Origin of the sequence: Pseudomonas sp. SF2, from assembly GCF_036858055.1 — a bacterium.
Classification (GTDB): domain Bacteria; phylum Pseudomonadota; class Gammaproteobacteria; order Pseudomonadales; family Pseudomonadaceae; genus Aquipseudomonas.
In genome coordinates, this window is sequence record NZ_JAMBDI010000020.1 from 142,572 (window position 1) to 165,384 (window position 22,813).

Annotated in this window: 22 protein-coding genes and 1 pseudogene; all 23 read left to right on the forward strand. The window is 63.2% G+C overall.

What is annotated here, in order from left to right:
- Nucleotides 1-130 precede the first annotated feature (130 nt).
- The 23 genes and pseudogenes from M2S36_RS13475 to qhpG all read left to right on the forward strand — a co-directional run bounded on the left by M2S36_RS13475 (nt 131) and on the right by qhpG (nt 22,799).
- Nucleotides 131-1,621 carry a cytochrome c/ABC transporter substrate-binding protein gene (locus M2S36_RS13475; protein ID WP_207833350.1) on the forward strand — a complete coding sequence of 497 codons (1,491 nt, stop codon included), beginning with the start codon at nt 131-133 and terminating at the stop codon, nt 1,619-1,621.
- Between the two features lie 12 nt (nt 1,622-1,633).
- Entirely contained in the window at nt 1,634-2,275 is a 642-nt protein-coding gene (locus M2S36_RS13480) for a SurA N-terminal domain-containing protein (protein ID WP_207833351.1), read from the forward strand.
- 248 nt (nt 2,276-2,523) lie between these two features.
- Nucleotides 2,524-3,057: a response regulator gene (locus M2S36_RS13485; protein WP_063914269.1), complete on the forward strand. Its 534-nt coding sequence runs from the start codon at nt 2,524-2,526 to the stop codon at nt 3,055-3,057.
- A gap of 60 nt (nt 3,058-3,117) precedes the next feature.
- On the forward strand, nt 3,118-4,923 hold the full coding sequence (locus tag M2S36_RS13490) for a GspE/PulE family protein (protein ID WP_333957270.1): 1,806 nt from the start codon (nt 3,118-3,120) through the stop codon (nt 4,921-4,923).
- A complete protein-coding gene (locus M2S36_RS13495; protein ID WP_207833353.1) occupies nt 4,907-5,698 on the forward strand; it encodes a hypothetical protein in 792 nt (263 codons plus the stop codon). The genes M2S36_RS13490 and M2S36_RS13495 overlap by 17 nt, the downstream gene beginning before the upstream one ends.
- Before the next feature lies 1 nt (nt 5,699).
- A complete protein-coding gene (locus tag M2S36_RS13500) occupies nt 5,700-6,242 on the forward strand; it encodes a PilN domain-containing protein (protein WP_233687652.1) in 543 nt (180 codons plus the stop codon).
- Nucleotides 6,229-6,792, forward strand: coding sequence for a type 4a pilus biogenesis protein PilO (gene pilO, locus M2S36_RS13505; protein ID WP_207833356.1), 564 nt, complete (start codon nt 6,229-6,231; stop codon nt 6,790-6,792). The genes M2S36_RS13500 and pilO overlap by 14 nt, the downstream gene beginning before the upstream one ends.
- Nucleotides 6,792-7,301, forward strand: coding sequence for a hypothetical protein (locus tag M2S36_RS13510; protein WP_063914369.1), 510 nt, complete (start codon nt 6,792-6,794; stop codon nt 7,299-7,301). The genes pilO and M2S36_RS13510 overlap by 1 nt, the downstream gene beginning before the upstream one ends.
- A complete protein-coding gene (locus M2S36_RS13515; protein ID WP_207833358.1) occupies nt 7,298-9,163 on the forward strand; it encodes a secretin N-terminal domain-containing protein in 1,866 nt (621 codons plus the stop codon). The genes M2S36_RS13510 and M2S36_RS13515 overlap by 4 nt, the downstream gene beginning before the upstream one ends.
- A complete protein-coding gene (locus M2S36_RS13520) occupies nt 9,160-9,639 on the forward strand; it encodes a type II secretion system protein (protein WP_015270589.1) in 480 nt (159 codons plus the stop codon). The genes M2S36_RS13515 and M2S36_RS13520 overlap by 4 nt, the downstream gene beginning before the upstream one ends.
- A 5-nt stretch (nt 9,640-9,644) precedes the next feature.
- Nucleotides 9,645-10,019: a type II secretion system protein gene (locus tag M2S36_RS13525; RefSeq protein WP_063914263.1), complete on the forward strand. Its 375-nt coding sequence runs from the start codon at nt 9,645-9,647 to the stop codon at nt 10,017-10,019.
- Nucleotides 9,994-10,521 (forward strand): type II secretion system protein, encoded by a 528-nt coding sequence (locus M2S36_RS13530; RefSeq protein ID WP_063914262.1) that lies wholly within the window; start codon nt 9,994-9,996, stop codon nt 10,519-10,521. Before M2S36_RS13525 ends, M2S36_RS13530 begins: the two co-directional genes overlap by 26 nt.
- Nucleotides 10,518-10,919, forward strand: coding sequence for a curli production assembly/transport protein CsgE (gene csgE / locus M2S36_RS13535; RefSeq protein WP_207833361.1), 402 nt, complete (start codon nt 10,518-10,520; stop codon nt 10,917-10,919). The genes M2S36_RS13530 and csgE overlap by 4 nt, the downstream gene beginning before the upstream one ends.
- Nucleotides 10,916-11,329 carry a curli assembly protein CsgF gene (locus tag M2S36_RS13540; RefSeq protein ID WP_087501724.1) on the forward strand — a complete coding sequence of 138 codons (414 nt, stop codon included), beginning with the start codon at nt 10,916-10,918 and terminating at the stop codon, nt 11,327-11,329. Before csgE ends, M2S36_RS13540 begins: the two co-directional genes overlap by 4 nt.
- A 33-nt stretch (nt 11,330-11,362) precedes the next feature.
- Nucleotides 11,363-12,211, forward strand: a complete 849-nt coding sequence (locus M2S36_RS13545) for a CsgG/HfaB family protein (RefSeq protein ID WP_207833363.1) — start codon at nt 11,363-11,365, stop codon at nt 12,209-12,211.
- Nucleotides 12,212-12,568: 357 nt separating this feature from the next.
- Nucleotides 12,569-13,372 (forward strand): RHS repeat-associated core domain-containing protein, encoded by an 804-nt coding sequence (locus tag M2S36_RS13550; RefSeq protein WP_333957272.1) that lies wholly within the window; start codon nt 12,569-12,571, stop codon nt 13,370-13,372.
- 224 nt (nt 13,373-13,596) lie between these two features.
- Nucleotides 13,597-13,782 carry a hypothetical protein gene (locus M2S36_RS13555; RefSeq protein WP_325176034.1) on the forward strand — a complete coding sequence of 62 codons (186 nt, stop codon included), beginning with the start codon at nt 13,597-13,599 and terminating at the stop codon, nt 13,780-13,782.
- Between the two features lie 700 nt (nt 13,783-14,482).
- A pseudogene (locus M2S36_RS13560) lies at nt 14,483-14,693 on the forward strand (RHS repeat-associated core domain-containing protein); the annotation flags it as partial.
- A 1,305-nt stretch (nt 14,694-15,998) separates the two neighbouring features.
- Nucleotides 15,999-16,745 carry an RHS repeat-associated core domain-containing protein gene (locus M2S36_RS25120; RefSeq protein ID WP_402800179.1) on the forward strand — a complete coding sequence of 249 codons (747 nt, stop codon included), beginning with the start codon at nt 15,999-16,001 and terminating at the stop codon, nt 16,743-16,745.
- A gap of 456 nt (nt 16,746-17,201) precedes the next feature.
- Nucleotides 17,202-19,112: a sigma-54-dependent Fis family transcriptional regulator gene (locus tag M2S36_RS13570; RefSeq protein ID WP_063914257.1), complete on the forward strand. Its 1,911-nt coding sequence runs from the start codon at nt 17,202-17,204 to the stop codon at nt 19,110-19,112.
- A gap of 1 nt (nt 19,113) precedes the next feature.
- Nucleotides 19,114-20,847, forward strand: coding sequence for an ABC transporter ATP-binding protein (locus tag M2S36_RS13575; RefSeq protein WP_333957273.1), 1,734 nt, complete (start codon nt 19,114-19,116; stop codon nt 20,845-20,847).
- Nucleotides 20,837-21,514, forward strand: a complete 678-nt coding sequence (gene qhpE / locus M2S36_RS13580) for a subtilisin-like serine protease QhpE (RefSeq protein ID WP_233687656.1) — start codon at nt 20,837-20,839, stop codon at nt 21,512-21,514. Before M2S36_RS13575 ends, qhpE begins: the two co-directional genes overlap by 11 nt.
- Nucleotides 21,507-22,799 carry a flavin-dependent monooxygenase QhpG gene (qhpG, locus tag M2S36_RS13585; RefSeq protein WP_333957275.1) on the forward strand — a complete coding sequence of 431 codons (1,293 nt, stop codon included), beginning with the start codon at nt 21,507-21,509 and terminating at the stop codon, nt 22,797-22,799. Before qhpE ends, qhpG begins: the two co-directional genes overlap by 8 nt.
- Nucleotides 22,800-22,813: the final 14 nt, after the last annotated feature.

Below are 22,813 nucleotides of genomic sequence, written 5' to 3' on the forward strand. Positions count from 1 at the left end.
GCCAAGCGCTCCCCGTTTTCTGGGCTGGTGCAACTATCGCTGGGGCTGCTGCGCAGCCCTTTCGCGACGCAAGGCCGCTCCCACAAAGACCGCTCCCACAGGGCTTGCGATCTGGTTGGCGTTGCTCGGCATGGCACCCTTTTTTTCTGCCTTTGCCCTGGACCTGACCGAACATGAACAAGCCGGCAAACGCCTCTACCGCGAGGGCGTCTCCAGCAGTGACGCACAGCTGCAAGCCCGGGTCGGCGCCAGCGACATGACGGTCCCCGCCAGCGTGCTGCCCTGCGCCAGCTGCCACGGCAACGATGGCCGCGGTCGTGCCGAAGGTGGTGTGCGGCCACCCAGCCTAGACTGGCAGCGCCTGGCGCAAGGCCAAGGCGAACGCGAAAGCAACGGCCGCCGCTACCCGGCATACACCGACAGCAGCCTGGCCCGGGCCATTCAGCAAGGCGTCGACCCGGCCGGCAATCGCCTGGACCCGGCCATGCCGCGCTTCGAGCTGACCCTGGCCGACCAGCGCAACCTTACGGCCTACCTCAAGCGCCTGGCCCAGGACCGCGACCCTGGCGTGGAGGAGGGTGTGCTGCGCCTGGGTACCTTGCTGCCGGCGTCTGGCCCGCTGGCCGAGGCCGGGCAGGTGGTGCGTGCGGTGCTGGAAGACGGCCTAGCGCAGCTCAACCAGCAGGGCGGCATCCACGGGCGACGCCTGGAACTGGTAGTGCTCGACCCGGGCTTCGACCCGGCCAGCGCCGAACGGGCGCTGCAGCAGTTGCTGGAGCAGGAGCAGGTGTTCGCCCTGATCGCGCCATTGGCGCCCATGCTCGACCAGCGCCTGACAACCTTGCTGGCGCCACAGAATGTACCGCTGATCGGCAGCACCCCACATAGTGGCGGCAGCGTACAGATCTTTGACCCCTTGCCCGGCTTGCCCGCGCAACTGCTGAGCCTGGCAGGTCACGCCCGTGCGGCGTTGGGCCTGGCAGCGGGCGACCTGCGTGTGGTGTATGCCGGCAATGAGCAAGCGGCGTTGGCCGAGCAAGTGCGCGAACGCCTGCTTCAGCAGGGCTGGGCACTACCCGCCGTCCAGGTCTTTGCTGGCCAGGTAGTGGACGGGCAGGGCATTGTCTTCCTCGGCCGTGCCCAGGCCTTTGCCGAATTGGCCTCGGCGCTGCATGCAGCTGGCCGCCAGCCGTACCTGTTTGCCGCCTCCAGCCAGGTGACCAGCGCCGTGGCGCACTTGCCCGAGGCGTGGTCGCAACGGGTGTTCCTGGCGTATCCCTACGTGCCCGAGGACTGGACCGAGCAGGGCCTGGCCGCGCTGGCCGGCCTGCAACAGCGCCAAGGCCTCGACCCACGCCAGGCGTCGTTGCAGGTCAACACCCTGTGCGCCCTGCGGCTGTTGAGCGAAGCGTTGAAGCAGACTGGCCGTGACACCAGCCGCGAGCAGCTGATTGCCGCGCTGGAAGGTCTGCATGATGTGCCCACCGGCCTGACCCCGGCCTTGGGCTTCGGCCCCGGTCGCCGCCAGGGCATGGCCGGTGCCCATGTGGTGGCGGTGGCCCTGCCCGGGCCGCGCTTCACCGCGGTCACCCCCTACCGGCCAGTGCCGGACAGCCCTTGAGCGGAGGTTGCCATGCGTGTTCTGTTGTTGTGCCTGTTGCAGGTATTGGCCAAGGCAAGCTGGGCCGATGTGGCGGCGGCGCGGGTCAACGGTGTGGAGATCGAAGTGGCGCGCCTGGAGCGCTATTTCAGCGAGTACCTGGACGCCCAGGGCCGCACGGTGGCCAGCATCCGCAACCCGACGCTGTACAAGCGCCTGCGCGACCAGGCCCTGGATGAACTGATCGACAAGGAGCTGTTGTGGCAGGAGGCCCAGCGCCGCGGCATAGCCATCAGCGACGAGCAGGTGTCGGCGCATGTCGGCGAAGTCGAGGCCGCGTCTGGCAGCCCGGCAATTTTTGAACGGCGGCTGGCGGAAGCGGGTTTCGATAGGGCACAGTACAATGACTACACCCGGCACGAGCTGGCCGCGCAGCAGGTGTATGCCCTGCTCAGCGCGGTCGCCGCGCCCAGCCAGGCCGAAGTCGAGGCATTCTATGATGCCAACCGGGAAACCCTGCAAGGAGCGCAGCAACAAAGTGACAAGCCTTCGATCATACGCGAACAGGGTCTGGTCCTGGCCAGGGCCACACTCATCGGGCAGCGGGAGGCGCAGGCGCGCCAGTCCGTGCGCCAACGTTTGCGTGCGTCCGCTACCGTGGAGATTGCCGACTGAGGCCCGTGATGGCGTTTCCCCAATGCTGGGGAATAAAGAAATGGCAGTGTGCCATCATTTTCCCCGCATATGGGGAACCGGGCGGGTGTGCCTGCCCGCCGCCTTATGGGTGTTGATCGGCGCCCTTGGTAAATCAATGACTTACAGTGGTGCAGCATGACTATTCACGCCTGGCACGAAGCCTGCTCAAGCCTGTACAGGGGCGCACTTCGCAAACCGGGTAACCGGGCAGTTCTTGGGAGTCGACCTTGGTGAACAGAGTATTGGTAGTCGATGACGAACAGACTCTTGCGCAGAACCTGCAAGCGTACCTGCAGGCGCAAGGCCTGGAAGTTCATGTTGCCCACGACGGTGCCAGTGGTATCGAACAGGCTGCAAGCCTGGCACCGCAAGTGATCGTGCTGGATTACCGCTTGCCCGACATGGAGGGTTTTCAGGTTCTGGAGACCGTACGCAAGAACAGGCAGTGCCACTTCGTGCTGATTACCGCCCACCCCACCGTCGAAGTGCGTGAGCGGGCCGCCGAACTGGGTGTGAGCCATGTCCTGTTCAAGCCGTTCCCGTTGGTGGAACTGGCCCGTGCGATCTTCGACCTGATGGGCATCGAGCGCCGGCGCAGGGCCACGGACAACCCGGCTGAAGGGTTTGTCGAACGACGCCAGAACAGGAACGAATCGTTCCCCCTGCAGTTGTACGATGGAAGCTGGGTTTTGGCCGACCGCCGCCGTAATGGCGCCAAGCCCCCAGGGCCCGACGACGATCAACTGCTCACAGGGGAATAGCGGCGCCCGCACCCCTGGCCGAGCCAGCCTGCGACGCGCCCCTGAGCGGAGTCGCAGGCCATGCCAGAAGCATTCGATGCAACCCAGGAAGCTCTACCGCCTGCACCGGCCTCTTCGCGGGTAAACCCGCTGCCACAGGTACACTGCAATCTTGAAGGCAGCGGGAATCCTGTGGGAGCGGGTTCACCCGCGAAAGGGCCAGCTCAGGTAACAGAACATTCAGCCTACCCCCATGACCTTTTGGCCCAGGCCCGCCTGCAAACCAGCGACGAACGCCTGCTCACCCGCCTGGAACAGCTGGCCTGCGACACCCCCGATACCTTCACCCAGCGTCTGGGCCTGACCCTGCATTACCCGGTGCTGGACAGCCAATCGCTGCTGGCCAGCACCCCACGCTTCGACAAGGTCAGCCTGGCGATGTGCCTGAAGCGTGAATTCGTGCTGATCGAGCAGGGCGGCCAACTGCTGGGCGTGTTCGCCGACCCCTTCGACCACGCCCGCCTGGCCTGGGTCGACGATGTGCTGCAAGGCGCACCGCTGTACCTGGCCCACGCCGCAGACCTGGCCACCTTCCTGGCCCGCCACGAAGAAAGCTTCCACGCCGTGGACGCCCTAGACCACGACACCGAAGCCAGCAGCGAAAGCGACCCGCTACAACGTCTGTCGCTGGCCAGCATCAGCGAGGACCAGAGCCGCGTGGTCAAGCTGGTCAACTCCACCCTGTACGACGCCCTCAAGCTGCACGCCAGCGACATCCACCTGGGCATGACCGGCCAGGGCCTGACCATCAAGTACCGCATCGACGGCGTGCTCAACGGCGCTGGCAAGGCCAGCGGCAGCGCCTTCGCCGACCAGGTGATCTCGCGCATCAAGGTAATGGCCGAGCTGGACATCGGCGAAAAGCGCGTGCCCCAGGACGGCCGTTTCAAGGTTGCCGTGGGCGACCGGCAAATCGACTTCCGGGTATCGATCATGCCCAGCATCTTTGGCGAAGACGCGGTGCTGCGGGTACTCGACAAGCAGGACCTGTCCGACCGGGTCAGCGGCGTGCAGCTGCAGGCCCTGGGCTTTGCCGAGGAAACCCTGCGCGCCCTGCGCCGGCTGGCGGCCGAACCCTACGGCATGATCCTGGTCACCGGCCCCACCGGCAGCGGCAAGACCACCACCCTGTACGCCATGATCAGCGAGATCAACCACGGCGTGGACAAGATCATCACCATCGAGGACCCGGTCGAATACCAGCTGCCCGGCGTCCTGCAGATCCCTGTCAACGAGAAGAAGGGCCTGACTTTCGCCCGCGGCCTGCGCTCGATCCTGCGCCACGACCCGGACAAGATCCTGGTCGGCGAAATCCGCGATCCGGACACCGCGCAGATTGCCGTGCAGTCGGCGCTCACCGGCCACCTGGTGTTCACCACCATCCACGCCAACAACGTGTTCGATGTGATCGGCCGCTTCAGCCAGATGCAGGTCGACCCCTACAGCTTCGTTTCCGCGCTCAATGCGGTGTTGGCCCAGCGCCTGATCCGCCTGGCCTGCCCGCACTGCGCGACTCCGTGCGAAGTGGATGACGAAACCCTGTATGGCGCGGGCCTGACCCGTGAGGGCGTGGCTGGCTGGAGGTTCGTCCGCACCCAGGGCTGCGGCCAGTGCCGCGGCAGTGGTTACCGCGGCCGCAGCGCCATCGCCGAACTGCTGCACCTGGACGACGACCTGCGGCAGATGATCGTCGAGCGCCGCCCCCTGTCGCAGATCAAGACCCTCGCCTGCCAGCGCGGCCTGCGCTTGCTGCGGGCCTCGGCCCTGGACCTGGTCCGTGATGGCCGTACCACCCTCGAGGAGATCAACCGTGTCACATTCATCTGATCGTGGCTCTTATAGATACAGCGCCGTACTCGGTGCCGAAGGTGTAGGCCTGGGTAGCTGGCACGCCAACCACCACCAGTGGCTGGGCAGCCGTGACTTCACCTGTGATGCCGCCCAGCCGGCCTGGGAAGCCGCCGTCGACGCCCTGGCCACGTTGCTGGCCGAGCATGCCGTGCGCGGTGCCCAGTTGCGGGTGCTGCTGTCGGCCCGCTACAGCCGGTTCTGCCTGGTGCCCTGGAGTGATGCCATCAGCCACCCGCGCGAACTGGATGCCTACGCCCGGGCCTGCTTCGAAAACCTCTACGGTCAGCCACTGGACGACTGGCGCATCGTGCTCTCGCCCGAGCCGGCCGGTGCCGCTCGCATCGCCACGGCGCTGCCCGAAGCCCTGCTGCAGCGGCTGCAGGCGCTGGGCCGGGAAAGCCACCTGAGCCTGCGCTCGGTGCAGCCGTACCTGATGGCTGCCTACAACCGCTGCTCGGCACAGCTGGAGCAGGGCGACTTCCTGTTCGTCCTGGCCGAACCGCGCCGCAGCGTGCTGCTGCTGGCTGCCGGGGGGGCCTGGCAGCAAGTGCTGGCGCAAGGCTGCGCCGATAGCGACCAGGCCCTGCAAGCACTGATCGAGCGTACTTGCGAGCTGTACGGCGAGCACCTGCCACGGGTCTACCTGCATGCCCCGGGCCGGGGCGACGTGCCGCAACTGGCGGCGGTGCAGCTGTGCCAGCCGGCCACCGACGCCGACCCGCTGTGCGCCATGTGGCGGGCGGTGGCCTGACATGCGCCGCCTCGACCTGGAATTCCAGCCCCGGCGCAGCAGCCCGTTGGCCTGGTCGCTGCTTGCAGTGGGGAGCGCCATGGTCGCAGGCCTGGTGCTGCTGCAACAAAGTTTGCAGGCCGAGCAGGTCGAACGGGAGGCCAGCGTGCACAGCCTGGAGCAGCAACTGGGCCGTCGCCCGGCCACCGTCGCACCGCTGAGCAGCGCCGCCAGCCGCGAACAGGCCGAGCGCCTGGCGCAGATGCAAAGCGTCTCGCAGCAGCTGCAACGGCCCTGGCAGCAACTGTTCGCCATGCTCGAAGCGCAGCCGCAGGACGACGTGGCGCTGCTCAGCCTGGCCCCCGACGCGCGCAAAGGCCAGCTGCGCATCACCGCCGAGGCGCGCAACCTGGAAGCGATGCTGCAGTACCACCAGCGCCTGGAGGCCAGTGCCGAGCTCAGCGATGTGTCGCTGCTCAACCATGAGGTGCTGGCCGCACAGCCCGAGCACCCGGTGCGTTTCACCCTCACCGCCACCTGGGAGACCGGCCATGCGCGCCCGTGAATCGCTGAACAGCCTGATCCTCCAGGAGCGCCTGCGTCGCGTCGGCCCGGTTGGCCTGGCTGCGGTTGCGGTGGGCCTGCTGGCCGTGGGCGTGCTGTGCGTCGGGGTGTTGCCGCAATGGCAGAACCTGCGCGAACTGCGCGCCAGCGAAGCGGACGCCAGGGTGCAGGTCGAGCGGGTCAGGCGTGGCGAGTTGAAGATTGCCATCAAACCCGAGCAGCAGGCCCTCGACAGCCTGCGCCAGCAACTGCCGGGGCAGCCCCAGGCCAGCGCGCTGATCGAGCGCCTGTACCACCTGGCCAGCGCCGAGCACATCAGCCTCGCGCGTGGCGAATACGCCCTGGGCATCGACCCCAAGACGCAACTGGCGCGCTACCAGATCGTGCTGCCGGTACGCGGCAGCTACCCGCAGATTCGTGGCTTCCTCAAGGGGCTGCTCAAGCAGTTGCCGACCCTGGTACTGGAAGACCTGGAGCTGCAACGCAAACGCATTGGCGACAGCGAGCTCAACGCCCGCCTGCGCATGACCCTTTACCTGTCGAGGTCGTGATGAACACACAACGTGCTGTCATCTGGGTTGGCTTCCTCGGCGTGAGCGCGGCGCTGGCCTGGGCCCCGGGGCACTGGTTTGGCCGGGACGACGGCGTCACGGCCTTCGCGGGTAAACCCGCTCCCACAGAACCGGCGGTATCCACGGTCCCTGTGGGAGCGGGTTTACCCGCGAATAGGCCGGAACAGGCCTCAAGAGATCTCTTCCCAACCCAGCAATGGACCAAACCCCAAGCCCTGGCCACCGTCACTGAACAACCCGTGGTCACCGCGCCCGCCGTAGCCGCAGCCCCGACCGCCCCGGACCTGCCATTCCAGTTCATCGGCCGCATCGGCGACCGCGACGACCTGCAGATCTTCCTGCAGAGCGGCGAAAAACTCTACGTCGTGCGCCAGGGCGACGTGATCGAAGACACCTACCGCCTCGATCGGGTATCGGCCAGCGAGCTGCACCTGGTCTACCTGCCTTTGCATCAGTCGCAGACTTTGTCTGTAGGGAGCGCACCATGAAGTCGTCAAAGCTGTGCAACCCGGCTCCGTTCCTGCTTGTGGCGCTGTGCGTGGCCATTGCCGGCTGCGGCTCCAGTGCGGTACGCGAGGACAGCGACCAACTGATGAAGGAGGGCCAGTACGAAGCCGGCATCGCCCGCCTGGAAGAAGCCCTGCGCGAGGACCCGCGTGACACCGAGCTGAACATCGCCCTGGCCCACAGCCGCCAGGCCGCGGTCGAGGCACTGCTGACCCAGGCCGATGCCGACCGCATTCGTCACGACTTCGCTGGCGCCCGCATGGGCTATGGCCGGGTGCTGACCCTGGAGCCGAACAACCGTCGCGCCCAGGAAGGCATCCGCCAGCTGGAGCTGATCCGCACCCTCGACGAGCGCGTGGCGCTGGGCCAGGCGGCGCTGCGCCAGGGCGACCTGTTCGGTGCCGAGCGCTACATGCGCGAAGTGCTGCGCCTGGACCCGCAGAACCAGAAGGGCGTGGCCCTGCGCAGCGACATCGAGAACGTCCAGGCGCGCACCGCGCAACCCTTCCCGCAGCTGCGCAGCAAGCTGGAACGGCCGGTGACCCTGGAGTTTCGCGATGCCAACCTGAAGACCATTTTCGAGGTGCTGTCCCAGGTCGCCGGCATCAACTTCATCTTCGACAAGGACATGCGCCCGGACATGAAGGCCACCATCTTTGTGCGCGACTTGCGCATCGAGGACGCCGTGGCGCTGCTGCTGGAGCAGAACCAGCTGCGGCAGAAGATCGTCAATGAAAACACCCTGATGATCTACCCCGACTCGCCGCAGAAGACCAAGGACTATCAGGAACTGGTCATGCGCACTTTCTACCTGACCAGCATCGACTCCAACACCGCGCTGAACATGGTCAAGACCATGCTCAAGACCCGCGACGTGTTCGTCGACGAACGCCTCAACACCCTGACCATGCGCGACACCCCCGATGCCGTGCGCATGGCCGAGAAGCTGCTGCAATCGCAGGACCAGTCCAACCCCGAGGTGGTGCTGGAAGTGGAGGTGATGGAAGTGGCCACCTCGCGCATCCTCGACCTTGGCCTGCAATGGCCCAACACCTTCGGCGTGCTGAGCTCCGACGGCCAGCCGGTCAGCGTGCTCGACCAGCTCAAGGGCATCGACTCCAGCCGCATCAGCATCGCGCCGGCGCCGCAGGCCAAGATCAACGCTCAGGACAAGGACATCAACACCCTGGCCAGCCCGGTGATCCGCGTCAGCAACCGCGAGCAGGCGCGCATCCACATCGGCCAGCGGGTACCGATCATCAGTGCCACCTCGGTGCCGTCCACCCAGGGCCCGGTGATTACCGAGAGCGTGACCTACCTGGACGTGGGTCTGAAGCTTGAAGTGCAGCCTACCGTACACCTGAACAACGAAGTGGCGATCAAGGTAGCCCTGGAGGTGAGCAACGCCACCCCGCTGGAAGCCACGCGCCAAGGCACCATCCCGGTCCAGGTCGACACCCGCAACGCCCAGACCACCCTGCGCCTGCACGATGGCGAAACCCAGGTGCTGGCCGGCCTGGTGCGCAACGACCACAACGCCAGCGGCAACAAGATCCCGGGCCTTGGCGACATCCCCGGCCTGGGCCGGTTGTTCGGCAGCAACAAGGACGACATGAGCAAGTCGGAGCTGGTGCTGGCGATCACTCCGCGCATCGTGCGCAACCTGCCGTACCAGAGCCCGTCGGACATGGAGTTCGCCACCGGCACCGAGTCGGCCATGCAGGTGCGGCAAATGGCGCCGCTGCCGCCGGCAGATGTACCTGGCAATGCCCCGACCACCGATACCCCGGTGGCAGACAGCCAGATGGCGGTCGCCCCGGCCAAAGGGAGCCCACGGCCATGATCGCGCAGCGCCGCATGCAGGGGTTCAGCCTGATCGAGGTGGTGCTGACCCTGGCACTGCTCGGGCTGCTCGCCAGCATGGCTGCGCCGCTGACCGAAACCGTGGTGCGCCGCGGCAAGGAACAACAGTTGCGCGAGGCGCTGTACCAGATTCGCGACGCTATCGACGCTTACAAGCGAGCGTTCGATGCCGGTTACATCGAGAAGCGCCTGGACGCCAGTGGCTACCCGCCGAACCTGCAGGTGCTGGTCGACGGTGTGCGTGATGTGCGCAGTGCCAAGGGCGCCAAGTTCTACTTCCTGCGGCGCATCCCGCACGACCCGCTGGTGGCGGCCAAGGGTGAGGACGAAGGCGGTTGGGGGCTGCGCGCTTACGACAGCAGCCCGGACAACCCGCGTGAAGGCGAAGACGTGTTTGACGTGTATTCCAAGGCCCGCGGCAAAGGCCTCAACAACATCCCCTACGGGCAATGGTGACAGCCATGAAACGCCGCCAAGGCTTCACCCTGATCGAACTGCTGGTGGTGCTGGCGATCATCGCCACGCTGATGACCATCGCCATGCCGCGCTATTTCAACAGCCTGGAAAGCTCTCGCGAAGCCACCCTGCGCCAGAGCCTGGCGGTGCTGCGCGAGGCGCTGGACCACTACTACGGCGACACCGGCCACTACCCTGACTCGCTGGAACAGTTGGTGGAGCAGCGTTACCTGCGCAACACCCCGGTCGACCCGATCACCGAGCGCAGCGATGCCTGGCAGCTGGTACCACCGCCCGAAGGCGTGGCCGGTGGCGTAGCCGATATCAAGAGCGGTGCCACAGGGAGGGCGCGGGATGGCAGCCTGTACGCGGAATGGTAAGGCCAACGGTGGCTTCACCTATCTGGGCGTGCTGCTGCTGATTGCGGTCAGCAGTGTGGCCCTGGCCGCCACCGGCACGCTCTGGACCAGTGCTGCCCAGCGCGACCGCGAACGCCAGCTGTTGTGGGTGGGCAGCCAGTACGCCCAGGCCCTGCGCAGCTATTACCGCGCCTCGCCGGGGCTGGCCCAGTATCCGCAGGAGCTGGCCGACCTGCTGCAGGACAACCGCTTCCCGCAGGCCAGGCGGCACATTCGTCGGCTGTACCCCGACCCCATCACCAACAGTGACGAATGGGGCCTGCTGCGCTCGATCGACGGCCGCATTACTGGTGTGCACAGCCGCTCGGACGCCACCCCGTTCAAGCGCAGTGGCTTCAGCGCCGAATGGAGCGGTTTTGAAGGGCTGGAGCACTACAGCGACTGGCAGTTCGTCGCCGAGCAGGCTTTTACCGAAAGTGCCGGTGGTGTGCAGACCCATGCCGGCCCGGGAGACACGCCATGAGCCGCCTGGCCGTGCAGTGCCTGGGCCTGCTGCTGGTGGCCGTGCTGGCCACCTCGGCCAGGGGCGGGAACGAGGACGAGATGCAGGGCTTCATCGTCGACAACACCATCTCGCACATCGGCCACGACTTTTACTACTACTTTGCCGACCGCCTGCGCGCCACCAGCCGCCTGGACTTCAACCTGGTGGTGCGCGAACGCCCGGATGCCCGCTGGGGCAGCCTGGTCACCGTGGAATTCGAGCGCGAGGTGGTGTACCGGCGCTTTCTGCCACCGAACACCACCGAGCTCAAGGACGAGGCCGTTGCAGCAGCCGACCTGGTCAAGCAGCAAATCATTCAGCGCAAGTTGCAACGCCTGCTGCAGGACACCACCGATCTGGAGAGGGACGAGCTATGAAGCACCACATACCCCGTTGCATCGCCGCCTGCCTGTTGGCCAGCGCATGTGCCGCCCAGGCCACCGAGCTGGTGTACACCCCGATCAACCCGGCCTTTGGCGGCAACCCGCTCAATGGCACCTGGCTGCTGAACAACGCCCAGGCGCAGAACGACTACGACGACCCCGACCTCAAGGACCGTGCCTCGGCCTTTACCGGCACCACGGCCCTGGAGCGCTTCAGTAATCAACTGGAGTCGCGGATGTTGTCGCAGTTGCTGGACAACATCAGTAACGGCAACACCGGCAGCATGGCGACCGATGCGTTTCTCATCGACGTCATCGACGATTCCGGGGCCTTGAGTATCAAGGTCACCGATCGCGCCACAGGAGAAATTTCGATCATTGAGGTCAGTGGCCTGAACCCTTGAGGGGGAAAGGCTTTTTGTTGGGGAGAGAACACCATGAAACGTCTGCTGAGCACGCTGCTGATCCTCACCGCCCTGGGTTTGCACGGTTGTGGCCTGCGCGAACCGATGCCCGCCGAACAGGACTCGGAAACCCCGACCCTGACCCCACGGGCGTCGACCTACTACGACCTGATCAACATGCCACGGCCCAAGGGCCGGTTGATGGCGGTGGTGTATGGCTTCCGCGACCAGACCGGGCAGTACAAGCCGACCCCGGCCAGTTCGTTCTCCACCAGCGTCACCCAGGGCGCGGCAAGCATGCTGATGGACGCCCTGAACGCCAGTGGCTGGTTCGTGGTGCTGGAGCGTGAAGGCCTGCAGAACCTGCTGACCGAGCGCAAGATCATCCGTGCTTCGCAGAAAAAGCCCGACGTGCCGGAAAACATCATGGGCGAACTGCCACCGCTGCAGGCCGCCAACCTGATGCTGGAGGGCGGCATCATCGCCTACGACACCAACGTGCGCAGTGGCGGCGAGGGCGCTCGTTACCTGGGCATAGATATCTCCCGCGAGTACCGCGTCGACCAGGTGACCGTGAACCTGCGTGCGGTGGACGTGCGCACCGGGCAGGTACTGGCCAATGTGATGACCAGCAAGACCATCTACTCGGTCGGCCGCAATGCCGGGGTGTTCAAGTTCATCGAGTTCAAGAAGTTGTTGGAGGCCGAGGTGGGGTACACCACCAACGAACCGGCGCAGCTGTGCGTGCTGTCGGCGATCGAGGCGGCAGTGGGGCATTTGCTGGCGCAGGGGATCGAGCGGCGGCTGTGGCAGGTGGCGGGGGATCCAGCGGATGGCAAGGCTACGGTGGACAAGTACCTGAGCCAGAATCAGCAGCCGTGAGGTGTAGCTACTGACTTACCATCTCGGCAACGACCCTACAAATTAGCGAGAGGCTGCGACGATAATTTCAATTGGCTGAGATTTGAGGAATGCAACTATCAAAATTGCCAGTTGGCATTTTTTCAAGAGCGGCTACTGTGGATGTATGGCTGGTAATGGTTAGGTTGCAATGGCTGCATCAGTTTTATAGTTAAGGTCGGCATGCTTGTGTGAGAAAATGTGCCTGCTGTTGGAAGGTGGTGAGCGGTGTCGATGTTCGCTTTTGTTTTCGCATGTTTCGATTTGCAGCTCTCAGCTCTAATGGCGGGCGCGAAGTCTGCGTACTGGTATTTTGTTGCTTGATAGAGGGCGGTCAACATGATGAAGCATAATAAGCTGTCGCGGTCTTCCGCTTACTCGGTTTATGGGTATAACCCGAGTCGACTGACTCTTCTGGGATTTAATGGCGAGCGAATAGATCGGTCAACCGGATTTTATATTTTGGGTAATGGGTATCGAGCATTCAGCGCATCATTGATGAGGTTCAATTGTCCAGACAGTATGAGTCCTTTTTCTGCTGGTGGAATTAATGCATATGCTTACTGCCTTGGGGATCCTGTAAACTTCCAAGATCCAGCAGGGCATTCCGTAAGAGGGTTTTTTGCAGGTTTGTTTCGAAGCGCTAGAAAAGCATTTGGTTCAGCATCTAATATTTTGCCCGCTAAGCAACCTACAACAGTGCCTGAAGGCTATTCATTGATTGGTTATCATGGTGGGGCGCTTGAAAACAGAAATTCACTGGAAACTGGGCTAAGTTCCAAGTTCTCTGGTAGCGCCAGCGGTCAGGCGCTGATGGGGGAAGGATTTTATTTTGCTTCCAAATTTCAAGTGGCTGCGGAATATGCTGGTCTTGCTGCTGCTAAAGGTCTCACGCCGCATGTTTACGGAGTGTATGCAAAAGAACGGAGTTTCCAGAGCTTTCGCAAAGGTGTTGACGGCAACTATGCGCGTATCGGAAACGCAATGATGATTGATAGCTCGTTGTTTGGGGGAGTTGTCGTTCGAGAAGAAGTAAGAATGCCTATTGTTCGTAGGGGTTCATTTTATATGCAGGAGAAGAAGGATAAAGCAATGGAGCTTTGGAGGCAAGGTAAAGGGCCTGACCCATGGGGAACTACGTGATCACCTCAGCCCAGGCCCAGCAAAAAGTGGCTCAGCACCATCAAGCTGTATTCCCTGCCGCAGGTGTAGCCACTGTTGCTGACCAGAGCCCCTGCATGGGCTACCAGCATGGATTGCGTCAGCCGGTGATGAGTGAGGGGCGGCAACGGAAGTGTTTCTCCACCTGCGAATGTAGCCATCCGCCGTTGTTTGCCGTGCGTTCGGGGGTGGACTAAGAAGATGCGCTGGTGCATCTGTCCATACTGCTCAAAGGGGCATTTGCGACCAATCTCAAGGCACTGGAGCTGGCCAAGGGGACCTGCTGTGATCTGTTGTTGAGCAATGACCATGGGCTGGATTCGGCCAAGGCGGTGGTGGAAGCGTTGCTGGATGGGGTAGAGAGGCAGCAGTTGGCCAAGCGGCAGCCGTGATTGACCTTGAGGGCCTCTTCGCGGGTAAACCCGCCTCCACAGGTACCGCGTCAATTCGCAGCTAGCGCAGTACCTGTGGGAGCGGGCGTGCCCGCGAAACAGGCGACGCGGTGGATGGCACCGGCTTTGCCGGTGTTCGCGGGCATGCCCGCTCCCACAAAGGATCAGCGTCAACTCGAAGCCCGCGCCGTCCCTGTGGGAGCGGGCGCGCCCGCGAAGCAGACGACGCGGTGGATGGCACCGGCTTTGCCGGTATTCGCGGGCATGCCCGCTCTCACAGGTACCGCGTGATCTCAAGTGCGACGCCGTCCCTGTGGGAGCTGGTTTACCCGGGAAGAGGCCAATGCAGGCGATAGAATCCTCCAAGTCCATGCTGGTTTTAATGGGTAGATTTCGACAGAACTCGGATTTCTGCCAGATAACAGCCCATCAAATAGATCACATTGTCATTGTGCCTGGAACCCATGATCTGCCCTCTGTTCTGCCGACGCTGGGTATAGCAGCGTTACAGGACTAGCATGAATGTAACAGCATGAAAACTGGCATTTATGCCAGTGGTGAGTTCAGATGTATTGTGAGAAGCTCGCGCTAATGACAGCTCGTGTGGTACATGCTAATGCCGCGCAAAAATACAAATGGCCTGAATGAATGTCAGCGACAGTTGTGGCGGGCTCTCAGCTATACACCTTATGGGTATCGCTCGGGATGTTCAAAATTGCTCGCGTTTAATGGTGAGCGAGCAGATCCAATAACTGGGCATTACCTGTTGGGTAATGGCTATCGAGGGTTCAATCCTGTCTTGATGCGCTTCAATTCCCCAGACAGTATGAGCCCGTTCGAAACAGGAGGTCTGAATTCGTATGGCTATTGCATTGGTGACCCAATAAATTTTCGAGATCCAGATGGACATTCAAGGTTGCACGGGGGTTTACCGCGTGCGAATGGGGCGGGGAGGTTAGTTAAGGCTGTTGTTAGTGTAAGCAAGGAAGTTTATTTTGACTCGTCAAGGCCAATCTATGGCTCCATGCGATCCCTGACTACTGCTTTGCCTGTCGAGGTCCCCAGTAATTGGGACCTGATAGGGTATCATGGAAGCACCAAGGCGCATGGTCCCAGTCTGAAGTCTGGATTAAATGTGCGTTTTCAAGGGTCGAGTTATGCACAGCGTTTCGGTGAGGGTTTCTATCTGGCTCCCGATAAGAAGAGGCCGTTGGAATATGCTCAGGACCTTAAGAAGAAAGGGCATGAGTCTGAGGTGTATGGTGTTTATACTGAAAATTTTAGTCGCCTGAAGTTAGGTCGGGATTACTCCTTTAGGGTACGCGAGAGTTTCCCTATGGAACGGAAGTATGGCGAAATTGTGATCAGAGAGTTCGCGTATAATTTGATTGCTGTCCGATCTGGTAAAGAAGGCAGGGCGGTAGTGCCTGCTAAGTCGAATGAGGCACCCTTTTAATGATCTGGTAAATGCAGGGGCTTCGCGAAGAGTTCGTGTCAATGTGTCTTGTGCATGTTTAAATTTTTATTGTGACTGTTCTTTGGTAAAAAAGGAGCATGTCAACGATCCGTAATAGCTCAGTCAGGCTAAATGTAGGCAGGCAGCAGACGTCGGTGCAGACCTTCGCCTATACGCTTCTCCTGTGCTTACTTTAATGCGACCCGCAATACAGTCCCGTGATGTTGGTACCTGCCGAGGGGACTTGGTTTGGCGCGATCCCTGTGGGAGCGGGCTAGCCCGCGAAGCAGCCGACGCGGTGGATGGCACCGGCTGCGTTGGTGATCGCCGGCAAGCCACACAAGGATTGCATCCCCCGCCACCTGCCACAACCGCCGTTCGATCCCCTGCGCCAGCAGATGCCCCCAGAATCAGCGGGCGTGAGGTGTAGCTACTGACTTCCGACTTCGGCAACGACCATACAAATTAGAAAGAAGCTGCGCCGATAATTTCAATTGGCTGAAATTTGAATTCTGCAACTATCAAAATTGCCAGTTGAGCTGTTTTTAAAAGCGGCTACTCTAGGTTAATGGTTGGTGGTGGGCGGGTTGTGATGGCTGTATTGGTGTTTGTGATTAAGCTCGGCATGTTTATGTCGGAAAGTTTGCCTGCCGTCAGTAACTAGTAAGTGGGTGTTTGCTTTTGTTGCGTCTCTTTCGCCTCTTTGAAATTTAAGTCTGGAACATTAATGGTCTGTTATTTGGTGGGGAGGTCAATGGTGATGCCTAAGAAGTTTTCACGATTTTCCGCATACTCGGTTTATGGGTATAGTCCGAATCGATTGGGTCTGCTTAATTTTAATGGTGAGAAAATAGATCAAGTGAGTGGGCTTTATATATTGGGCAATGGATATCGAGCATACAACGCATCATTGATGCGGTTCAATAGCTCAGACAGTATGAGCCCATTTTCCGCAGGTGGCATGAATGCATACGCGTACTGTTGCGGGGATCCTGTGAATTTTCAAGATCCAGCAGGGCGTTCTAGAATAGGGAGATTTTTTGCAGGTTTGTTTGGAGACTCTAGTAAAGTGCCTAAAGGCTATTCGTTGATTGGTTATCATGGCGGTGCGCTTGAAGACAAGAATTCATTAGAAGCCGGGCTAAGCTCCAAGTTTTTTTATAGGTCCAGCGGTCGGGCGGTGTTGGGGGAAGGGTTTTATTTTGCTTCCAAATTTCAAGTGGCTGCGGAATATGCTGGTTATGCTGCTGACAGAGGTCTCACGCCGCATGTTTACGGAGTGTATGCAAAAAAGCAAAGTTTCCTGAACTTTCGCAAAGGTAAAGGTATTTCCGGCAACTATGTTAGGTCCGAATATACGATGAGGGTTGGTAGCTCGTTGTTTGGGAAGGTTGTTGTTCGAGCAGAAGTAAGAATGCCTATTGTTCGTAGAGATTCATTTCGTTTACAGGAGGAATCGGATAAAGCAATGGAGATTCGGCAGCAAGGTACAGTGCCTGCTCCTTGAGGGACTAAGTGATCACCTCATTCGGTGTGTGATCACGATGTTCAATTGTCACAAGCTCACTCAAAATATCAAAAGCGCACAAGCGTCCGCTCTGCGATACCGTTGGCTTTTTTTGTGCCCAGCTGTTTCGTTTTATGGCGGCTATGCGTGGGGCACCTCTGTACGCGCCACCACGGCGTCCTCCAGTTTCTCCACGTGCGAGTGCAGCCATCCGCCGTTGTTTGCCGTGCGTTCGGGGGTGGACTACGAGGTGTTTGGCGGTAGAGATTTGGCGCTTGTGAGATCGAGCGCCGCGCGGGCGGCGCTCGATTTCGGCCCTTACCCAAAACCCAAGCCATACACCCCGGCCATCCCCAATCCATCAACCAGATGACGCCCAGCCATTTCTCCCGCACACTGCGGAAAATTCCCAAGCCCGTTCCCCGCCACCTTGGCGGGGCACAGCCGGAGCAGAAAATGGCGCGACAACTAATAACAAACGCCCACGACCCGCTGCACGAATCCCGCCAGGCCCGTCTGAAACTGGCCAGCGAAGGCGAGCTGCCGCTGGGCATGCTGCGCGACGAGATTGACGCTTCCTGGCGCCGCAGCCTGGGCCATGGCCTGGATTGCCTGCAAGGTGAACAGGTCGGCCTGGGCCTGGAGCAGGGCCATGACCTGCGCATGCTGCTGGAGCGCAACCGCCTGCTGGTCGACGCCGTTACCCCCGAACTGGACTACCTGGTTGCGCGCCAGGGCAAGGCCGGCATCGTCATCCTCGGCGATGCCCAGGCCAACGTGCTGGCCATCGAAGGCCAGACCCACGTGCTCAGCCGCGAGGGCCTGCGCGACCTGCACCCGGGCAGTTGCTGGAGCGAGTCATTGCGTGGCACCAACGCCATCGGCACTGCCGTGGTGGAAGGTCGGCCGACGCTGATCAATTGCGGCGAACACTACCTCGACCGCCTCAGCCCGTTCTCCTGCACCTCCGTGCCCCTGCGCGACCCGCGCGGCGAAGTGATCGGTGTGCTCGATATCACCCGCGAAGGGGTGATGGCGCAGCCACAGGACAGCCTGTCGACGCTGATGCTGGCCGCCGGCAACATCGAAAGCCGTCTTTTTGGCCTGTGCCACCCGGAGCAATTGGTGCTGGCCTTCCACAGCCGCCCGCAGTACCTCAACAGCGCCTGGCATGGCCTGCTGGCGCTGAGCCTGGACGGTGAAGTGCTGGCTGCCAACGACAGCGCCTGCCAGCTGTTGCAGGTGCCGCGCCATGAGCTGTTGGGCCGGCGCAGCAGCGACTTGCTGGGTGAGCGTTCACCGGCCTTCATCGCGCGCCTGTGGCAGGGCGGGGTGAGCAGCGTGCAAACGGCCAAGGGCGAGTTCTACTTCCGCGCCCTGCAGCTGCCGCGCCATGGCCGGGTCAACGGCAGCACGCCGGTGAGCAAGCCGGCGCTGGGCAAGCAGTCGCCGGCACTCGACGCCCTGGCCGGTGGTGACCCGCGCCTGGCGCGCAACCTGCGCATGGCCCGCCAGGGGCTGGGCAATGGCCTGCCGGTGCTGTTGCTGGGCGAGACCGGTACCGGCAAGGAGGTCGTCGCCCGAGCCCTGCACCAGGCCAGCCCGCGAGCCGACAAGCCGTTTGTGGCAGTCAACTGCGCGGCCATTCCCGAAGGGCTGATCGAGTCCGAGCTGTTCGGCTACCGTGAAGGTGCGTTCACCGGTTCGCGCCGGGGCGGCATGGTCGGGCGGCTGATGCAGGCGCATGGTGGCACGCTGTTCCTCGATGAGATCGGCGACATGCCGCTAGCGCTGCAGGCGCGCCTGTTGCGGGTACTGCAGGAGCGCCGTGTAGCGCCGCTGGGCGCCGGCGACGAGCAGGACATCGACGTGGCCTTGATCTGTGCCACGCACCGCGACCTCAAGCGCCTGGTGCAGGAACAGCACTTTCGCGAAGACCTGTACTACCGGGTCAACGGTGTGTCGCTGCGCTTGCCGGCGCTGCGCGAGCGCGATGACCTGGCGGCGATCATCCAGGGGCTGCTGGACAAGTCCGATGCCCGGGGCGTGACCCTGGACCCGGCCCTGACCGCGCTGCTCGAAGGCTTTGACTGGCCGGGCAACATCCGCCAGCTGGAAATGGTCGTGCGCACGGCGCTGGCCATGCGCGAGGACGGTGAGCAGGTGTTGACCCTCGACCACCTCACCGACTGCCTGTTGGACGAACTGGCCAGCGGCACGGCACCCTCCGGTAGCCTCAAGGACAACGAACTGGAGCTGATCCGTGGCGCCTTGGCGCGCCATCAGGGCAACGTGTCCGCGGCGGCCGAGGCGCTGGGTATCAGCCGGGCGACGCTGTACCGCAAGCTCAAGCAGTTGCGCGGCTGACATGGGCGGCCTGTTCGCCCGGCTGGTGGAATCCAGCGACCCTGTACTGATGCGCCAGGCGTTGGCCTGGCTGTATGGCTTCGTACGCCCCCATCGGCGCGCCATCGGCCTGTTGCTCGGTTTGTCGCTGGGCGCCTCGTTGCTGGCGCTGGCGCAACCCTGGCTGGTAAAGACGCTGATCGACGAGGGGCTGCTGGCCAAGGACTACCAGACCCTCTGGCACATGGCGGCAATCATGATCGCTGCGGGCCTGCTGGGTACCGTGCTGGCCGGGATCAACCGCTACCTGCATACGCGCTTGTCGGGGCGCATCCTGTTTGCCCTGCGCGATGACCTGTACCGCCACCTGCAGCAGTTGTCGCCGACGTTCTACGGGCGGCGGCGCATCGGTGACATCCTTTCGCGGCTGGATGGCGATGTGGCGGAAATCCAGCGCTTTGCCGTGGATTCGCTGTTTTCGGCGGTGTCGGCGGTGATCGGCCTGGTGGGCGCGGTGGTGTTGATGCTGATGCTGTCGTGGCAACTGTCACTGCTGCTGGCGCTACTGGTGCCGATCGAAGTGCTGTGGTTGCGCTGGATGCGGCGCAAGGTGGAGCGCGAAGTACGCAGTCTGCGCGAACGCTCGGCGGATGTGTCGTCGTTCCTGGTCGAAACCCTGCCAGCGATGAAGTTCATCCAGGCCGCCGGCCAGCAAGGCCGTGAGGCGGGGCGCCTGGACCAGCTGGGCCAGGGCTACATGCGCCAGTTGCTCAAGGTGCAGGTGACCGAATTCTTCACCCAGGCCATTCCCGGCACGCTGACCTCATGGTGCCGCGCCTGCGCGTTTCTGGTCGGCGGCTGGTGGGTGATCCAGGGTACCTGGCAACTGGGGGCGCTGATCGCTTTTTCCACCTACATGGGCATGGCGGTAGGGCCAGTGCAGAGCCTGCTGGGCCTGTACGTGGCGGTGCAGCGCATGGCGGTAAGCCTGGGGCGGGTGATGGAACTGAAGCAGGAGGCCGTGGCTGTGCGCCCTGCAGTCAACCCGCAGCCCATGCCCGATGGCCCGGGCGAATTGCGTCTGGAAGGGGTGAGCTTTGCCCATGAAGGGCGCCAGGGCGCGGTGCTGAACAACGTGCAGGTGTGCGTGCCGGGTGGCCTCAAGGTAGCCATCAGCGGTGCCTCGGGGGTAGGCAAGTCGACCCTGATCGACCTGTTGCAGCGCTTCTACGACCCGGACGCCGGGCGCATCCTGCTGGATGGCACCGACCTGCGCGAGCTGGACCTGGCCGCGCTGCGTCGGCGCATCGCGGTGGTCAGCCAGGATATCGTGCTGTTCCGTGGCACCCTGGCGCAGAACCTGACCTACGGCGTGCCCGAGGCCAGCCGTGCGGAACTGCAGCGGGTGGTGCGCCTGGCGCGGCTGGACAGCCTGGTCGACAGCCTGCCGCTGGGCCTGGACGGCCTGCTGGGCGAGCGCGGCCAGCAGCTGTCCGGCGGGCAGAAACAACGCATTGCCATCGCCCGCGCAGTGCTGCAGGCGCCGGCGATCCTGGTGCTGGACGAGGCCACCTCGGCGGTGGACGAAGCCACCGAGCGCGAAGTGATTGCGGCCATCGACCAGCTATTCGCCGGCCGCACGCGCATCCTGATCAGCCACCGTGCTTCGACTCTGGCCGATGCCGACCTGCACCTGCAGCTGCACGATGGCCAGTTGCAGGTGCTGCCCAGGGAGGTGATCAAGCATGGGCACTGACTTGCGCGTTGGTGTCATCGACAGTGGCTGCTCGCCGGAGCAGGCCAGCGCCTTGCTGGGCGCGCGTCGCTTCTGGCTGGAGGACGGCCAGCTGCGCGAAGGTGAAATGCTGCCCGACCAGCTTGGGCACGGTAGCGCGGTGCTCGCCGGCTTGCAGCGGGAGGCCGGGCCGGTGCCCGTGCTGCTGGCCCAGGTGTTCAGCACCCAGGCCAGCACCAGCGCCTTGCAGGTGGCGGCCGCGCTGCTGTGGCTGGTGGAGGCGGGGGCTACGCTGGTCAACCTCAGCCTTGGCCTGCAGCAGGACCGGCCTGTGTTGCACCAGGCCTGCGCCGAGGCTTTGGCCGCGGGTGTGCTGTTGTGCGCGTCCAGCCCGGCCCAGGGCGGGCCAGTGTATCCGGCCAACTACCCCGGGGTGATCCGGGTCACCGGCGATGCCCGGTGCGCGCCGGGCCAGTGGTCTTGGCTGGGTAGCCGACAGGCAGACTTTGGCGGTTATGTGGGGACGGGCGACAGGGCGGGCGCGAGCCTGGGGTGCGCGGCCTTGAGCGGCAGGATTGCGGCGTTGTTGCGTGAGGCGCCAGGCATGGACTGCCAGCAGGTGCATGACTGGTTGCGCCACCACGCGGCGTTTGCCGGCCCCGAGCGACGAGGTGCCGGCCATGGCTGAACCGCGCATTGTGGTGCTGGGGGCAGGCCCTGCGGGGGCGGCCACGGCCATTGGCCTGCGGCGGCTGGGTTACGCGGTCACGGTGGTGTCCGAGTGGCGCCGGTTCGCGGCGGTCGAGGGGGTATCGCAACGGGTGCTTGAAGGCTTGCGTCATGCGGGGCTTGGAGGTGCCTTGAGCCAGGCGGCCATACCGGCCACTCGGCAGGTGCACTGGAACGGCCAGCAACTGCAACTGAACCAGGAGTTTCTGCTCGACCGGCAACGTTTTGATCGGGCGCTGCGCGACGACCTTCAGCGGGCGGGTGTGAGCGTGATCGAGGGGCGGGTACGCGAGGTCGCGCACGAGGGCGGTCATCTTGTTCGCCTGGACGATGGGCAGGTACTGCAGGCCGATTTCCTGGTCGAAGCCCGAGGCCGCCAGGCCCCGCTTGCCGCAGATCGCCTGCGCGGGCCGGAGACGGTCAGCTTGCTGAATGTCTGGCAGGCCAACCCTGGTGCGCCAGCGTCGGCGGTGGAGAGCCTGGAGGATGGTTGGGCGTGGATGGCGCGCCTGGAAGATGGCCGCTGCTACTGGCAAGTCACCCTGGACGCCGCCGGGCTGCCGGGCAAGGCCGGGTTGGCGGACTTCTGTGCGGCACGGCGTGCTCGCAGTGCACTGGTGGCCGAGCTGTTCGATGCCCAGGCGTTGGTACCGGCACAGGTGCATGCGCGCAGCAGCACCGCGATTCTGGCCGGTGAGTGCGTCGGGCAGGACTGGATACGCGTGGGCGATGCCGCGATGGCCGTTGACCCGCTGTCGGGCAACGGGATCTTCCAGTCGCTGTCTTCGGCGTTGCAGGCGCCGGTGGTGATCAATACCTTGCTGCGCAGGCCCGAGCGGGCAGGGGTGGCGCGGCAGTTTCACCAGCAGCGGATCGAGCAGCTGTTTTTGCGCTTTGCCCGGATCGGGCGCGATTTCTATGGACAGGAGCAGGGGCGGGTGGGGCAGCCGTTCTGGGCGCGGCGGCAGGGGTGGCCGGACATGCAGGCATTGCACGTGGCGGCGGACTGGCGCGCGGTGAGGGTCGAGCGGCGGCCGGTGTTGCGTGACGGGCTGGTGGATGCGGCCGAGGTGGTGGTGACGGCGGATCAGCCGTTGGGGGTTTGGCATTTGCAGGGGGTGGAGCTGGCGCCGGTGGTGCGGGAGTTGCAGGCTGGTCGGCCTCTTGAGGCAGTGGTGTCTGGCCTGTCGGTGGAGCAGCAGAGAATGGTGCGGCGGTGGTTGTTGGAGCAGGGCCTGGCTTGAGATTGCCGGGGCCG

Coding starts and splice junctions, on each gene's coding strand:
- M2S36_RS13475 (WP_207833350.1), top strand. CDS start 131: ATGGCACCCTTTTTTTCTGCCTTTGCCCTGGACCTGACCGAACATGAA.
- M2S36_RS13480 (WP_207833351.1), top strand. CDS start 1,634: ATGCGTGTTCTGTTGTTGTGCCTGTTGCAGGTATTGGCCAAGGCAAGC.
- M2S36_RS13490 (WP_333957270.1), top strand. CDS start 3,118: ATGCCAGAAGCATTCGATGCAACCCAGGAAGCTCTACCGCCTGCACCG.
- M2S36_RS13500 (WP_233687652.1), top strand. CDS start 5,700: ATGCGCCGCCTCGACCTGGAATTCCAGCCCCGGCGCAGCAGCCCGTTG.
- pilO (WP_207833356.1), top strand. CDS start 6,229: ATGCGCGCCCGTGAATCGCTGAACAGCCTGATCCTCCAGGAGCGCCTG.
- M2S36_RS13510 (WP_063914369.1), top strand. CDS start 6,792: ATGAACACACAACGTGCTGTCATCTGGGTTGGCTTCCTCGGCGTGAGC.
- M2S36_RS13515 (WP_207833358.1), top strand. CDS start 7,298: ATGAAGTCGTCAAAGCTGTGCAACCCGGCTCCGTTCCTGCTTGTGGCG.
- M2S36_RS13520 (WP_015270589.1), top strand. CDS start 9,160: ATGATCGCGCAGCGCCGCATGCAGGGGTTCAGCCTGATCGAGGTGGTG.
- M2S36_RS13525 (WP_063914263.1), top strand. CDS start 9,645: ATGAAACGCCGCCAAGGCTTCACCCTGATCGAACTGCTGGTGGTGCTG.
- M2S36_RS13530 (WP_063914262.1), top strand. CDS start 9,994: ATGGCAGCCTGTACGCGGAATGGTAAGGCCAACGGTGGCTTCACCTAT.
- csgE (WP_207833361.1), top strand. CDS start 10,518: ATGAGCCGCCTGGCCGTGCAGTGCCTGGGCCTGCTGCTGGTGGCCGTG.
- M2S36_RS13540 (WP_087501724.1), top strand. CDS start 10,916: ATGAAGCACCACATACCCCGTTGCATCGCCGCCTGCCTGTTGGCCAGC.
- M2S36_RS13545 (WP_207833363.1), top strand. CDS start 11,363: ATGAAACGTCTGCTGAGCACGCTGCTGATCCTCACCGCCCTGGGTTTG.
- M2S36_RS13550 (WP_333957272.1), top strand. CDS start 12,569: ATGATGAAGCATAATAAGCTGTCGCGGTCTTCCGCTTACTCGGTTTAT.
- M2S36_RS25120 (WP_402800179.1), top strand. CDS start 15,999: ATGCCTAAGAAGTTTTCACGATTTTCCGCATACTCGGTTTATGGGTAT.
- M2S36_RS13570 (WP_063914257.1), top strand. CDS start 17,202: ATGGCGCGACAACTAATAACAAACGCCCACGACCCGCTGCACGAATCC.
- M2S36_RS13575 (WP_333957273.1), top strand. CDS start 19,114: ATGGGCGGCCTGTTCGCCCGGCTGGTGGAATCCAGCGACCCTGTACTG.
- qhpE (WP_233687656.1), top strand. CDS start 20,837: ATGGGCACTGACTTGCGCGTTGGTGTCATCGACAGTGGCTGCTCGCCG.
- qhpG (WP_333957275.1), top strand. CDS start 21,507: ATGGCTGAACCGCGCATTGTGGTGCTGGGGGCAGGCCCTGCGGGGGCG.